Here is a 14,027-nt window from a genome sequence, read left to right as displayed (position 1 = left end):
CGAGCCCGGCGGACGGACGACGAGCCCGCCTCCGGCGGCCGGTGACCGCCCGGCGGCGGACGCGCCGCGCGGCGCACACCGGTGCGCCCCACCGCGGACGCCGGACCACAGCAGCGACACGACAACCCCAGGAGCCCCGAAGTGAGCCGTCTCACGGCCGAGAACGTCACCCTCGCCTACGACCAGCGGGTCATCGCCGAAGACCTCTCGGTCCGCATCCCCGACCACTCCTTCACGGTCATCGTCGGCCCGAACGCCTGCGGCAAGTCCACCCTGCTGCGTGCCCTCTCCCGGATGCTCAAGCCGGCCGCCGGGTCGGTACTGCTCGACGGCTCGGTGATCTCCTCGCTCCCGGCCAAGAAGGTCGCCAGGACCCTCGGGCTGCTGCCGCAAACCTCGGTCGCACCCGACGGCATCACGGTGTCGGACCTGGTGGCGCGGGGCCGCTACCCCCACCAGGGCCTGCTGCGCCAGTGGTCGGGCGAGGACGAGCGGATCGTCCAGGAGTCGCTGGCCGCGACCGGCATCACGGGCCTGGCCGAGCGCTATGTCGACGAGCTCTCGGGCGGCCAGCGGCAGCGCGTGTGGATCGCGATGGCACTCGCCCAGCAGACCCCGCTGCTCCTGCTGGACGAGCCGACGACCTACCTGGACATCCAGCACCAGATCGAGGTTCTCGACCTGTGCGCCGAGCTGCACGAGGAGCAGGGCCGCACGCTCGTCGCCGTCCTGCACGACCTCAACCACGCCGCCCGCTACGCGACGCACCTCATCGCCATGAAGGACGGCGCGGTCGTCGCCGAGGGCGCCCCGGGGGAGATCGTCACGGCGGAGCTGGTGGAGGACGTCTTCGGGCTCGGCTGCCAGATCATCGACGATCCGCAGACGGGCACGCCCCTGGTCATCCCGGCCGCCCGCACCCCCCGCAACGGCGGTAGCCGGAGCGGCGGCGGTCTGCCCGGGACGGAGACGGCCCAGGCCGACGGGACGGCGGGCCGGAAGGATCGCGTGCACGCGGGTTCGTGAAAGCGGGCCGCGTCCGGGGCGGTCACCTGGCGGTGGCCGGCGCTACAGCAGCGTCCGCAGGCGCAGCAGGTCGCGCAGGCCGGCTTCCAGCTTGACGCGGCCGGTGCCCCACGCCTTCGCGAAGTTGAGGCGCCCGTCCACCAGGGCGACCAGATCGTCCCCGGCCATGGCGAGACGGATCTCCGCCTTGTGCGGCGGCGGGCCGGGCACGTGGGTCACGTCCTGGATGCTGCCGTTCGCCAGCCGCCCGAGGAACGTGACGTCGAGGTCCGTGATGCGGCAGCTGAGGGAGCGGTCGAGCGCGGCGGCGCTGCGCACGCCGCCGTCCGCCGAGGAGAGGTTCTGGGCCAGCCGGTCGAGCGCGGCGCGGCACTGGTCGAGGGTTGCCATCGTGATCGACGATACGCCAGGTCGGGGGCGGCTCGTACGCCGTCGAGGGGCTTGCGCAAGGTAGCGTCGGGGGCATGGAAGAGCCGACGTCAGGCCCGGAGCCGGAAGGGCCCGCCGCTGCCGCGGACCCGGGCGTGCGCACGGGGCACGAGGACCGGGCGGGCAGCGCGTCAGGAACAGCCGGACCCGCCGGGCCGGCAGGGAGCCCCTGGCCTGCCGGGAACGCCGTGAGGGCTCCTGGGACGGACATGACAGCCGGGGCGACGGACCCTGCCGGGGCGGCGGAAGCCGTGGCGCCCGACGGGGCCGCAGAGCCGGTCGGCACCCCCGAGCCCGTGGAGCCGACCGACCCCGTGGGGCCCGCGGCGCCGCAGCCGATCGGGATCGCGCTCACGCCGACCGGCGACGCCGCGGTCGACGCCCGGCTGCGGCGGCTCGCCGACGCCGACCACCTCCCCGCGAGTGGCCACCTCCAGGTGTACGAGGATGTGCACCGTGGGCTGCGCGACGCGCTGGCCGCCCTCGACCAGCGCCCCGGGCCGCCCGCCCCTTCCTCGACGACGCACGACAACAGGAGCTGAACCACAGGTGGCAGGAGTGGCACGACGCCGACTCGACGCGGAGCTGGTGCGCCGCAAGCTGGCCCGCTCACGCGAGCACGCGAGCCAGCTGATCGCCGCGGGGCGGGTGACCGTCGGCGGGGCGACCGCGACCAAGTCCGCCACCCAGGTCGAGACCAGCGCCGCCGTCGTCGTACGCGAGGACGAGGGCGACCCCGACTACGTCTCGCGCGGCGGCCACAAGCTCGCCGGCGCGTTCGCCGCCTTCGTCCCGCAGGGCCTGAAGATCGAGGGCCGGCGGGCGCTGGACGCGGGCGCCTCGACCGGCGGCTTCACCGACGTGCTGCTGCGCGCCGGCGCCGAGCACGTCGTCGCCGTCGACGTCGGCTACGGACAGCTGGCCTGGTCGCTGCAGAGCGACGACCGGGTCACCGTCAAGGACCGCACGAACGTACGCGAGTTGACGCTGGAGCAGATCGACTCCACACCCGTCGACCTCGTCGTCGGCGACCTCTCCTTCATCCCGCTCGGGCTCGTCCTGCCCGCACTGGTCGGCTGCGCGGCGCCCGACGCCGACCTGGTGCTGATGGTCAAGCCGCAATTCGAGGTCGGCAAGGAACGGCTGGGCAGCGGCGGAGTGGTGCGCAGCGCGGAGCTGCGCGCCGAGGCGGTGCGCGCGGTCGCGGGCCGGGCCGCCGAACTGGGACTTGGCATTCTTGGCGTAACCGCGAGCCCGTTGCCCGGACCATCGGGGAATGTCGAGTACTTTCTGTGGCTGCGCGCCGGGGCGCCTGCACTCGACCCGGCGGATGTCGACCGTGCAGTGGCGGAGGGGCCCCGGTGACCACAACCCAGGCAGTTGAAGGCAGCGCAGCACACGAGCGGGACGGCGTGGAGCGGACCGTGTTCCTGCTCGCGCACACCGGCCGCCCCGCGGCCATCCGCAGCGCCGAACTCGTCGTCCAAGGCCTGCTGCGCAGCGGTATCGGCGTGCGGGTGCTGGCCGAGGAGGCTGCGGACCTGCCGCTGCCGCCGTCCGTCGAGCGCGTCGAGACGGAGCCGTGCGCCGCCGAGGGCTGCGAACTGCTGGTGGTGCTGGGCGGGGACGGCACGCTGCTGCGGGGCGCGGACTTCGCGCGGACGTCCGGCGTGCCGATGCTGGGCGTCAACCTCGGCCGGGTCGGCTTCCTCGCCGAGGCCGAACGCGACGACCTCGACAAGGTCGTCGACCGGGTCGTCACCCGCGCCTACGAGGTGGAGGAGCGGATGACGCTCGATGTCCTCGTCCGCAACAACGGCAATGTCGTGCACACCGATTGGGCGCTGAACGAGGCGTCGGTGGAGAAGGCCGCACGGGAGCGGATGCTGGAGGTCGTCACCGAGGTCGACGGCCGTCCGGTCTCGCGCTTCGGCGGCGACGGGGTGGTCTGCGCGACACCGACCGGCTCGACGGCGTACGCCTTCTCGGCCGGCGGCCCGGTGGTCTGGCCCGAGGTCGAGGCGCTGCTGATGGTCCCGATCAGCGCGCACGCCCTGTTCGCCAAGCCGCTGGTCACCTCGCCGAATTCGGTGCTGGCGGTGGAGGTCCAGCCCAAGACGCCGCACGGCATCCTGTGGTGCGACGGCCGGCGCAGCGTCGAACTCCCCGCCGGCGCACGGGTGGAGGTGCGCCGCGGCGCCGTCCCGGTACGCCTCGCGCGCCTGCACCACGCCTCCTTCACCGACCGTCTCGTCGCCAAGTTCGCCCTGCCGGTGGCGGGGTGGCGGGGGGCACCGCACTAGGGGGACCGGGGACCGGGGACCGGGGAGCGGCGGGGGACACCGTGCCGTGCCTTGGTGGGCCGGGAGCTTCGGGCGTCGGACCCGGCTACGGAATCCGGCCATGGAAACTGCCGGGAGAGCTGCCGGGCCGCCCGAGGGATGTCCGGCAGCTCCCCTCGTGGACGGCTTCCCGATGACCGGGCCCCGGGAATCGACATGTCGATGGACACGGGGAGGGGCGCCGGCCGTCGGAGCGCGGCAGGGCAATGCCGTGATCCGGATCCGACTCCGGACCGTGGTCCCGGCTCCGGCCCGCAGCCCCGCACCCGCCGACGAGCCGGGTACGAATGCACCTTTCGTTCGGTACGTACGCGGCTTTCCTTCGTGCGTGAGCGGTCCGGCGGCCGGGTGCGGCCGGCTGCTGCCGGGCTCCCATCTGGGCCGCGAGGGCCTGCCCCAGGAGGAATCCGACGGGTGGCGGGTGGGTTTTCGGCGGCTTCCGGGGCAGGGGAGAGGGGGAGGCCGTCGCGGGGGGACCTCGGGACCTCGTAAGGTCGTATCCGTGTTGGAGGAGATGCGGATCCAGTCCCTGGGCGTCATTGATGACGCCGTTGTCGAGCTGTCCCCGGGCTTCACGGCGGTGACGGGCGAGACAGGCGCGGGCAAGACCATGGTCGTCACCAGCCTCGGCCTGCTGCTCGGCGGGCGCGCCGACCCCGCCTTGGTGCGGATCGGTGCCAAATCGGCGGTCGTGGAGGGCAGGATCACGACGGCCGACGGCGACCCGGCGGCCGTACGGGCCGAGGAGGCCGGTGCGGAGCTGGACGACGGCGTGCTCCTGATCAGCCGCACCGTCTCCGCCGAAGGACGCTCCCGCGCCCATGTGGGAGGCCGGTCGGTACCGGTCGGACTGCTGGGGGAGTTGGCCGACGATCTTGTCGCGGTGCACGGCCAGACCGACCAGCAGGGTCTGCTGCGGCCGGCACGTCAGCGCCAGGCCCTGGACCGCTACGCCGGCGACGCGGTCAGCGTTCCGCTCGCCGCCTACGCCACCGCCCACCGCCGGCTGCGCGCCGTCGCGAGCGAGCTGGACGAGCTGACGACCCTGGCCCGCGAGCGGACGCAGGAAGCCGATCTGCTGCGCTTCGGCCTGGAGGAGATCGCGGCGGTCGAACCGCTGCCCGGGGAGGACACCGACCTCGCCGCCGAGGCCGAGCGGCTCGGGCACGCCGAGGCGCTCGCCTCCGCGGCGACCGCCGCGCACGCCGCGCTGGCCGGTGACCTCGAAGACCTGGAAGCCGTGGACGCCACCACCCTGGTCGCCGGTGCCCACCGCGCGCTCGACGCCGTACGCAGCCACGACCGGGAGCTGTCCGCACTGGCCGACCGGCTCGGCGAGATCGGCATTCTCCTGTCGGACGTGGCGGGCGAGCTGGCCGGCTACGCCGACGGCCTGGACGCCGACCCGCTGCGACTTGCCGCCGTCGAGGAGCGCCGTGCCGCCCTGACCCAGCTGACCCGCAAGTACGGGCAGGACATCGCGGCCGTGCTGACCTGGTCCGAGGAGAGCGCCGCTCGCCTCGCCGAACTGGAGGGCGACGACGACCGGATCGGTGAGCTGACCGCCGAGCGGGACGCGCTCCGCGCCGAACTGGGCCAGTCGGCCCAGGCGTTGACCGATGCCCGCACCGCGTCGGCGAAGGAGTTCGCCGACGCCGTCACCGCGGAACTCGCCGAACTCGCCATGCCGCACGCCCGGGTGAGCGTGGAGATCCGGCAGGTCGAGGTGGCGGAGGACGCCGACGGCATCGAGGTCGGCGGCCGTAACGTCGCCTACGGCCCGGCAGGCGCCGACGAGGTCGAGCTGCTGCTGGCCCCGCACCCGGGCGCACCGCCCCGGCCGATCGCCAAGGGGGCGTCCGGCGGTGAGCTCTCCCGGGTGATGCTCGCCGTCGAGGTGGTCTTCGCCGGCTCCGACCCCGTGCCGACCTACCTCTTCGACGAGGTCGACGCGGGCGTCGGCGGCAAGGCGGCCGTCGAGGTCGGCCGGCGGCTCGCCAGACTCGCGAAGTCGGCACAGGTCGTCGTCGTCACGCACCTTCCGCAGGTCGCGGCGTTCGCGGACCGGCAGCTCCTCGTCGAGAAGACGAACGACGGGTCGGTCACCAGGAGCGGTGTCACCGTCCTGGAGGGCGAGGAGCGCGTGCGGGAACTCTCCCGGATGCTGGCCGGCCAGGAGGACTCCGAGACGGCCCGGGCGCATGCCGAGGAGCTGCTGGAAACGGCGCGTTCCGGACGCTAGCGGCCCGCGGAGCGTGTCGGGTCCGCACCGCAGGGGCGGCGGACATCAGGATCTCGCCCTCGGAAGACGGGCGTGGTGCGCGGCATGGCGTCGCGCGAGGGGAGAGACATGGCGGCAGCAGACACCGGCGCGTGGGGGCGGATCGCGGCGCTCGCCGGGGCGGCGGGAGCCACCAGGACGGCATACGCGGCGCTCAGGAACCGGCCGCCGGGCGGCGCGGCGCGCTGGGAGCGGACGAACTACGCGGGCCGTACGGTGCATTTGCACGCCGGCCTCGCGACGGCCTTCGGCACCGCGTTCGCCGCCGCCACCACGCCGGGACTGCCCGCACGGACGAGGGGCGCCGCAGCGCTGGCGGTGTTCGCCGCGGGCGGCTGCGGGGCGTACGACGACACGGTCGGCGCAGGCGATGCCCGGCGCGGCTTCCGGGCACACCTCTCGGCCCTGCGCGGCGGGGAGGTCACCACCGGGGCGGTGAAGCTGTTCGGGATCGGCGCGGCCGGGCTGGCCGCGGGCGCGCTGCTCAAGGAACGCCCGGTCGACAAGGTGCTGGCGGGCGTGGTGATCGCCGGCTCGGCCCATCTGGTGAACCTGCTGGACGTCCGGCCCGGTCGGGCGGCCGGTGCCGTGGTGGCCCTCGGCGCGCCGGGACTGCTGCGCCGCGGACCGGCCGGCCCGTTGTCCGCCGTGCCCGTGGGTGCCGCGGCTGCCGTCGTCGGTGACGATCTCGGGGAGCGCACCATGCTCGGGGACGCCGGGGCGCACGCCCTCGGTGCGGGCCTCGGGCTCGCCATCGCCACCGGAAACGGCCGCAAAGGGCTACTCGCCCACGCCGCCGGGCTGATCGTGGCCGCGGCCGCGGGGGAGCGCGTCAGCCGGGCCGCCGGCGCACTCTGACCACGGGGCCCCTGATCAGGGGGCGCTTCCGGCCACCATTCCGACGCAGTCCGGCCTCTTTGGCCGCCTGCGGTCCGGCGTGCGTCGCCAAAGCCGGAGCGCGGCGCCCTTTCCCGGCGTGGAGCGGTTCTCCCCGGCGTGCGTCAGGCTGTCCGGCGTACGCCCGAGCCAACCTCGAACGGGTGTCGAGGCGGGCGGTTTGTCGCCCATGTGGGTGAACCCGTGGATGTGCGGGTGAGACTTCCCACCGGAACGGCATACAAGCGGTGCGGAATTGACGCCGCCGGGCTGGCATCCTGGGCGCGGTGCGCAGCGTCGGGCGCGCTCGCCACGTCCTGCCCCGGTGGAGGTCGTCGGTGCGGCCGGCCTCGCCTGCCGCACCCTTCGCGGCGCTCCCCGGCCCCGCGCACGACCCCGCACCACCCCGACGCCGCACGACCACGCAGCAACCGCTGCACGCAGCCCGCAGTTCCCGGACCGCCCCCGCCGGGCGGCCCGTACCGTCCACCGACACAGGAGCCCCGACCACGTGAGCAGCGTCCCGACCTCGTCGCACGGGCAGTCGCCGCTGCGCACGGTCCAGGTGCTGGGGCACGGCAGCGCCGGCAGCGCGGCACACGTGCGCTCCTTGGCGGAAGGACTGGTCGCGCGCGGGGTACGGGTGACCGTATGCGCCGCTCCCGAAGCCGAGGAGACCTACGACTTCACCGGCGTCGGAGCGCGGTTCACCCCGGTCGCCCCTCGTATGGACCCGGCCGGTGTGGCGGCACTGCGCAGCGCCTGCTGGGGCGCCGACCTCGTCCACGCGCACGGCCTCCGGGCCGGACTGCGGGCCTCCATGGCCCTGCGCGGCCCCCGGGGAGCACACGTACCTCTGGTCATCACCTGGCACACAAAGGCGCACACCGCGGGCGCGCGTGCCGGGCTCGTGCATCTGATGGAACGGCGGGTGGCAAAGGCAGCCGCTGTCGTCCTCGGCGTCTGCTCCGACCTCGTGGACCGGGCGCGCGAGCGGGGCGCACGCGATGCCCGTCTCGCGCCGGTCGCCATCCCCCGGCCCCGGCCCGGCGGCGCGCCGCCCGCGTCCGAGGACGAGGAGTGCAAGCGCGACAAGGAGCGGGCCGAACTGGGCGCCGTGGACCGCCCCCTGCTGCTCGCGGTCGGCCGCCTCGACCAGGGCCAGGGCCACGACCTGCTGCTCGACGCGGCGCACGCCTGGTGTGGCCGTGATCCGCAACCGCTGCTCGCCATCGCTGGGGAGGGGGACCAGCGGCTCGCGCTCCAGCGGCGCATCGACAACGAGCTGCTGCCCGTCCAGCTGCTCGGCCGCCGCGACGACGTACCCGAACTCCTCGCAGCCGCCGACCTGGTGGTGCTGCCCAGCCGCTGGGAAGCCCGTTCACTGATCGCCCAGGAGGCGCTGCGGGCAGGTGTGCCGCTGGTGGCGACCGACACCGGAGGCACCCGGGAGCTGGTGGGCAGCGGAGCCGAGCTGGTCCGCTACGGCGATGCCGCCGCCCTGGCCCGTACGGTCCTCGACCTCCTCGCCGACCCCGCCCGCCGGGACGCCCTGGCCGCGGCGGGCCGGGCCCAGGCGGCCGGGTGGCCAACCGAGGACGACACGGTCGCCCAGGTGCTCAGCGTCTACGACGAGCTGACGCAGCCGGTTCTGCCGGCCTAGGGCGGGGCGCTCTTCCCTCGCTTCGCCGCCCCCTTCGTCCCCCTGGGCTACGCCTTGTCCGCGGGCCGGTTGTCCGTGTGCCGTCGGGCGCGCAGGGCCAGCCGCAGGCCCAGGACCGTCTGCGGGTCCTCCAGGTCCGTTCCGAGAAGCTGGCCGATACGGGCCAGGCGGTCGTACAGGGTCTGCCGGTTCACATTGAGGTCACGGGCGGTCTCGGCCTTGCGGCCCGCGCTCGCCAGATACGCCTCCAGTGTCGGCAGCAGCGGCTGGCGCGCGCCCCGGTCATGAGCGAGCAGTGGGCCGATGGCGCGCTCCACGAAGTCCGCGAGGACGCCCTGCTCACCGTGTTCGCGCATCCGCCACAGCAGCAGCTCGATGTCCAGTCGGCGCGCGTCGTACCAGGTCTGTTCCGGCAGCCCCTGCGCCGCGGCCGCCGCCTCCGCGGCATGGCGCAGTCCGGGCCCCGCTGCCGCCCAGTCGCCCGTCGTGCCCACGACGACCACGGGCCGGTGCGCGGACGGCCGGTCGACGCCCGCCCGCACGACGCCCGCGCGCAGCGCCTCGGCGATGCGGTCCGCGACGGTGTCCCGGTCCTGGCCCGCGCGCAGCGCCACCAGCACCGGGACCCGTCCTTCCACGGGCCGTACGCCGAGCAGGACGGGCACCCCGGTGGCGGCGAGTTCCTCGCGCAGCGTCTGCGCGAGGAGCGCCCAGCTGCCGGGAGTGGGCAGTCCGGCGGGCAGCCGCATGACCACCGGGAACACGGGCGCCTCCGGACCGGGGCGGAAGCCCAGCAGGCGCGCCTGGCCCGGTGCCTCGGCCGCGGAGATCCGGCCCTCCGCGAGATCGGCGAGGAAGTCCCCCCGGCCGCGGGCGGCGAGCACCTCCTCCTGACGGGACTGCAGCATGACCACGGCCAGCAGGTCGGCGGCGCGTTCCGCGGCGATCCGGTGGACCTGCGCCACGGGGGTGTTGACGGGCAGCAGGACCAGACGGGCGCGCACCGCGTCGGGGCCGTGGCCGCCGCCGGGCACGTCGATGCGGACGCCGGTGTCGCGCAGGCCCTCCCAGGCCAGCAAGGGGTCGGCGTCCGCCGGGCCGCCGCTGTCGTCGTCGCCATCGGGTCCTGCCGCGTACAGCGGGCTGCCGTCGGGGGCCTCCAGGCACAGCGGATTACCGGTGAAGACGGCCAGCAGGCGGAGCACCTCGGGAGCGCCGCCGCCGCGCAGCAGGACGTCCGTACAGCGGCGCAGGATCTCGTCGGCCCGTCGCAGCAACAGGTAGTGGCTGTTGATGATCTCGGTGTGGATCGCCTCGGTCACCGTGACGTAGGGGACCTCGCGATGCAGCTGGATCAGCGGAAGCCCGCAGTCGCGTGCGCTGTCGACCATTGCCGAGGGCAGCGCTTCGAAACGCGAACCCAGCTCCACGACGAGAGCGGCGATCTCGCGGTCGGCGAGCTTGCGGATGAAGGCGCGCTGCTCGGAGGGCCGCGCGCCCAGCCCGAGGCCGGTCGTCAGCAGCAGCTCGCCGCCCTTGAGCAGCGAGGCGATGTGCGGGACCTCCCCGGCGTGCACCCAGCGCACCGCCCGGTCCAGGCGGTCCTCACCGGCCACCACCTCCGGCAGGCCCCGACGCAGCGCGGGCAGCTCCAGTGCCCTGCGTACCGTGATCTCGGCTTCGATTTTCGCTTCCGGCCCCATGGCGTCGAACGGTACCCGCACTCCGCTATCCGGAACGCCCAGGTCCGCCTCCGGTGCCGGGGCGTGGCACGGGCGAGCGGTGCGCGGAAGGGGCGTGGGCCGGGTGGTACGAGGTGTGGGTGCGGCACAGGGAGGGGCGAGCGACAGGCGGGGTGGGTGCGGTGCCCGGCCGTACGGTCCGCGGCGCCGCTCCCGGCTCCCCCGCCCGCCCGGCCGGCTCACCCCGACTCCCGCACCACCAGCTTCGCCTCGGTGACCACCGGTGCGAGGTCCTCGTCGTCCGCCTTCCGCGGGCCCAGCCGACGGAGCAGCAGCCGGGCCATCACCCGGCCCATCTCCTCGACGTCCTGCCGCACCGTGGTCAGCGGCGGGTCCGCCCAGGCCGCCGGCTCCAGGTCGTCGTAACCGACGATCGCCACCTCGTCCGGCACTCGTCTCCCGCGGGCCCGCAGGGTGCGCAGCGCGCCGTTCGCCATCAGGTCGGAACAGGCGAAGACCGCGTCCAGGTCCGGCGCCGAGTCCAGGAGTTCGGCCATCGCGCGCTCGCCGCCGCTCGCCGTGAACCCGCCGTCCGCGATCAGCCGCGGGTCCGGCTCTGCCGTGCCCAGCGCGTCACGGTAGCCGTCGAGGCGGTCGAGGGCGGACGTCTGGTCGAGCGGTCCGGTGATGACGGCGATCCGGCGCCTGCCCCGGCCGAGGAGATGCCGTACGGCCTGGCGTGCGCCGTCGCGGTTGTCGGTGTCGACATAGAGCGGCCGGGGCGCACGGTCGGCGCCGCTCCAGCCGGGCCGGCCCCCGTAGACCGTGGGCAGCCCGGCGCGCTCGGCCATGCCGGGCAGCGGGTCGTCGCGGTGCAGCGAGAACATCAGCGCACCGTCGACATGCCCGGCCGACAGATAGCGGCCGATCCGGTCGTAGTCGGCGCGGTGCTCGACGAACAGCAGCAGCAACTGCATGTCGGCGGCGGACAGTTCGCGGCTGATGCCGCGCAGCTGGCGACCGAAGAAGGGGTCGGAGAAGACCCGGGTCTCCGGCTCCGCGATGACCACCGCGATCGCGCCGGTACGCCGGGTGACCAGCGAGCGGGCCGCGCTGTTGGGTACGTACCCCAGCTCGGTCACCGACTGCAGGACCCGCTCCTGGACCGCGGCCCGTACGCCCGCACCCCCGTTGACCACGCGGGACACCGTCGCACGGGAGACCCCGGCATGCGCCGCGACCGCCTCGAGCGTCGGCCGTGGGCCGTTCGGTTCAGACACCATCCAACTCCTTTTTCCACGCGGTGACTTGACGGTGCGCCGTCGAGTCGGCAGGGTTCACCGCACACGATATGAGAGCGCTCTCACGACGTGTACCCCCCAAGAACTCCTCACTACCCCCCACCGTGCCGAGGAGAGAATGTCATGAGCATGAGAGTGAGCAGGAGAACACGAACGAGAGCAGTGTTCTTCGCCGCGAGCACAGCACTCGTCACGACCTGCGCCCTTACCCTTCCGACGGCTTCGGCCGAGGAATCGGCCCCCCGAGCCGGGCAGTCGACCACCGACCGGCGCTCCGCCGACGACCGGACGACCTCCCGGGCCCTCCAGGAAGTCTGGCGCACCGACTTCGACGGCGCCGCCGGATCGCGTCCCTCCGCCGACGACTGGATCATCGACACCGGCACCGGCTATCCCGGTGGCCCCGCCAACTGGGGCACCGGCGAACGCCAGACCTACACCGACCGCCCCGAGAACCTCCAGCTCGACGGGGACGGCCACCTCAAGATCACCGCATTGAAGGACGGCGGCAACTGGACCTCGGGCCGTATCGAGTCGCAGCGCACCGACTTCGCGGCCCCGGCCGGCGGCAAGCTCCGTATCGAGGCGAGCATCCGGATGCCCGACGTCTCCGGTGACGGTGCGCTGGGCTACTGGCCGGCGTTCTGGACGCTGGGCGCCGACTACCGCGGCAACTACTGGAACTGGCCCGGCATCGGCGAGTTCGACATCATGGAGAACGTCAACGGCATCAACAAGGTCTGGGGCGTGCTGCACTGCGGCGTCAACCCCGGCGGGCCGTGCAACGAGACCCAGGGCAAGGGAAACTCCCGCGACTGCCCGGACACCGCCTGCCAGGCCGGATTCCACACCTACGCGCTGGAGCTCGACCGTACCGACAGCGCCGCGGAATCGCTGAACTGGTATGTCGACGGCCAGAAGTTCCACACCGTCAACTCCTCGGAGATGGACGCCGCCTCCTGGGCGAACGCGACCCACCACGGGCACTTCCTGCTGCTCAACCTGGCGATGGGCGGGGCATTCCCGGACGGCGTGGCCGGCTCGGCCACCCCCACCGACGGCACCGAGCCCGGCGGCTCGCTGCTCGTCGACCATGTCGCCGTCTCCGTCGAGCAGCCCGCGAAGGCCGCTGACGCCACCCGAGGCGATCCACCCCCGATGTCCCGGTCCGCGCGGGCGGCCCAGCCCGACCGGTCCGCACCCGCCGCCCGGCGCCCCGTACCGCAAGGAGCCACCTCGTGATCACTCGTCGCAACCTCCTCGGCGGTCTCGCCGCCGGCGCCGCCACCGTCTCCGGAATGGCCCTGGCCGGCCGTGCCATCGGAGCCCCCGCCCCGGCCGGCCGGGCCGCTGCGGGCATGCCGTTGCACATCGTCAACCACTCCGGGGCGTACGCCAACTCCTCGGTCTGGATCTACATCGTCGGCAACGACGGCACCCAGCAGGTACGTGTCACCCCCGAGGGGGAACTCAAGCCCGTCGCACTGGCCGACAACGGCTCGGACGGATTCACCGACTACGCCATACCGCTCGCCGCGAGCGGCACCACGACCCTCCAACTGCCCCGGATGTCCGGCCGGATCTACACGGCGCTCGGCAGCAAGCTCAAGTTCAAGGCGGTCGAGGACGGCGACGGCAAGGCCGCGCTCGCCTATCCGGCGGGCTGGGTCGCCGGCGACCCCAACTACGACGTCCTGCACGACTGCGCCGAATTCACCTACAACTCCGGTGGTATGTACTGCAACACCACCATGGTGGACATGTTCAGCGTGCCGCTGGCGATCAAGCTCACCGGCGCGAAGGACCAGACCACCGGCACGCTCAAGGACGGCGCCCGCGCCAAGGTCTTCGCCGACGTCAAGGGCGCCGAGGGCTTCGACGCGCTGGTCATCGACGACAAGCGCATCATCGCCCCGGGACACGGCCTCGACAGCGGCCTGTTCGGCAAGGACTACTTCGCCCCTGCCATCGACGAGGCGTGGTCCGCCTACGAGTCCAAGGACCTGTCCGTCACCACCAACGCGGGCACCTTCACCGGCCGGGTCAGCGGCGGCAAGCTCGCCTTCACCGGCCCCGGTTCGGTCTCCTTCGACAAGCCCTCCACCCGCGACGTCCTCTTCTGCGACGGCACGCTCGCCGCACCCAACGACGGCACGCTCGGGCCGGTCGCCGCCATCCTGGGCGCCGCACTCAACCGCTCCACGCTCGCCTCCGACGCCGCCCAGCCCGGCACCGACCCCGCCGCCTTCTACCAGGCACAGCTGACCAACCACTACGCCAAGGCCATGCACGCGGCGACCCAGGACGGCAAGGCGTACGGCTTCGCCTTCGACGATGTCGCGGGGTTCGCCTCGTACATCGAGGACGGTGCGCCCAAGGAGATCACCCTGACGCTGACCCCGTTCTGACCGGTCCGCCACGGGTGGC

General features: G+C 73.8%; 12 protein-coding genes. 9 read left to right on the top strand and 3 right to left on the bottom strand.

Annotated elements, in window-relative coordinates:
* Positions 1-141 precede the first annotated feature (141 nt).
* Positions 142-1,026 carry an ABC transporter ATP-binding protein gene (locus ACGFZW_RS20190; RefSeq protein WP_393894503.1) on the top strand — a complete coding sequence of 295 codons (885 nt, stop codon included), beginning with the start codon at positions 142-144 and terminating at the stop codon, positions 1,024-1,026.
* Between the two features lie 42 nt (positions 1,027-1,068).
* Here the strand turns inward: ACGFZW_RS20190 and ACGFZW_RS20185 are convergent, their stop codons facing one another.
* On the bottom strand, positions 1,069-1,416 hold the full coding sequence (locus ACGFZW_RS20185) for a sterol-binding protein (protein ID WP_393894502.1): 348 nt from the start codon (positions 1,414-1,416) through the stop codon (positions 1,069-1,071).
* 248 nt (positions 1,417-1,664) lie between these two features.
* On the opposite strand from ACGFZW_RS20185, the gene ACGFZW_RS20180 reads away from it, so the two are divergent.
* The 6 genes from ACGFZW_RS20180 (at position 1,665) to ACGFZW_RS20155 (ending at position 8,617) form a co-directional block, all read left to right on the top strand.
* Positions 1,665-1,997: a hypothetical protein gene (locus tag ACGFZW_RS20180; RefSeq protein ID WP_393894501.1), complete on the top strand. Its 333-nt coding sequence runs from the start codon at positions 1,665-1,667 to the stop codon at positions 1,995-1,997.
* Positions 1,998-2,004: 7 nt separating this feature from the next.
* A complete protein-coding gene (locus ACGFZW_RS20175) occupies positions 2,005-2,820 on the top strand; it encodes a TlyA family RNA methyltransferase (protein WP_393894500.1) in 816 nt (271 codons plus the stop codon).
* A 59-nt stretch (positions 2,821-2,879) separates the two neighbouring features.
* Positions 2,880-3,758: an NAD kinase gene (locus tag ACGFZW_RS20170; protein ID WP_393894530.1), complete on the top strand. Its 879-nt coding sequence runs from the start codon at positions 2,880-2,882 to the stop codon at positions 3,756-3,758.
* 553 nt (positions 3,759-4,311) lie between these two features.
* Positions 4,312-6,039 (top strand): DNA repair protein RecN, encoded by a 1,728-nt coding sequence (gene recN, locus ACGFZW_RS20165; protein WP_393894529.1) that lies wholly within the window; start codon positions 4,312-4,314, stop codon positions 6,037-6,039.
* A gap of 108 nt (positions 6,040-6,147) precedes the next feature.
* On the top strand, positions 6,148-6,936 hold the full coding sequence (locus ACGFZW_RS20160; protein ID WP_393894499.1) for a hypothetical protein: 789 nt from the start codon (positions 6,148-6,150) through the stop codon (positions 6,934-6,936).
* A gap of 529 nt (positions 6,937-7,465) precedes the next feature.
* Entirely contained in the window at positions 7,466-8,617 is a 1,152-nt protein-coding gene (locus tag ACGFZW_RS20155; protein ID WP_393894498.1) for a glycosyltransferase family 4 protein, read from the top strand.
* A 47-nt stretch (positions 8,618-8,664) separates the two neighbouring features.
* Here ACGFZW_RS20155 and ACGFZW_RS20150 read toward each other — a convergent pair whose 3' ends face one another.
* Positions 8,665-10,320 carry a PucR family transcriptional regulator gene (locus tag ACGFZW_RS20150; protein WP_393894497.1) on the bottom strand — a complete coding sequence of 552 codons (1,656 nt, stop codon included), beginning with the start codon at positions 10,318-10,320 and terminating at the stop codon, positions 8,665-8,667.
* 218 nt (positions 10,321-10,538) lie between these two features.
* On the bottom strand, positions 10,539-11,582 hold the full coding sequence (locus ACGFZW_RS20145) for a LacI family DNA-binding transcriptional regulator (protein ID WP_393894496.1): 1,044 nt from the start codon (positions 11,580-11,582) through the stop codon (positions 10,539-10,541).
* A gap of 141 nt (positions 11,583-11,723) precedes the next feature.
* Between ACGFZW_RS20145 and ACGFZW_RS20140 the strand changes: the two genes are divergently transcribed.
* A complete protein-coding gene (locus ACGFZW_RS20140; protein WP_393894495.1) occupies positions 11,724-12,842 on the top strand; it encodes a glycoside hydrolase family 16 protein in 1,119 nt (372 codons plus the stop codon).
* Positions 12,839-14,008, top strand: a complete 1,170-nt coding sequence (locus ACGFZW_RS20135; protein WP_393894494.1) for a beta-1,3-glucanase family protein — start codon at positions 12,839-12,841, stop codon at positions 14,006-14,008. The genes ACGFZW_RS20140 and ACGFZW_RS20135 overlap by 4 nt, the downstream gene beginning before the upstream one ends.
* The last annotated feature ends 19 nt before the right edge of the window (positions 14,009-14,027 follow it).

Origin of the sequence: Streptomyces sp. NPDC048248 (assembly GCF_043201875.1) — a bacterium.
Lineage (GTDB): Bacteria > Actinomycetota > Actinomycetes > Streptomycetales > Streptomycetaceae > Streptomyces.
Note: the sequence above shows the minus strand (reverse complement) of the source record. Positions and strands in the feature narration are given on the sequence as shown.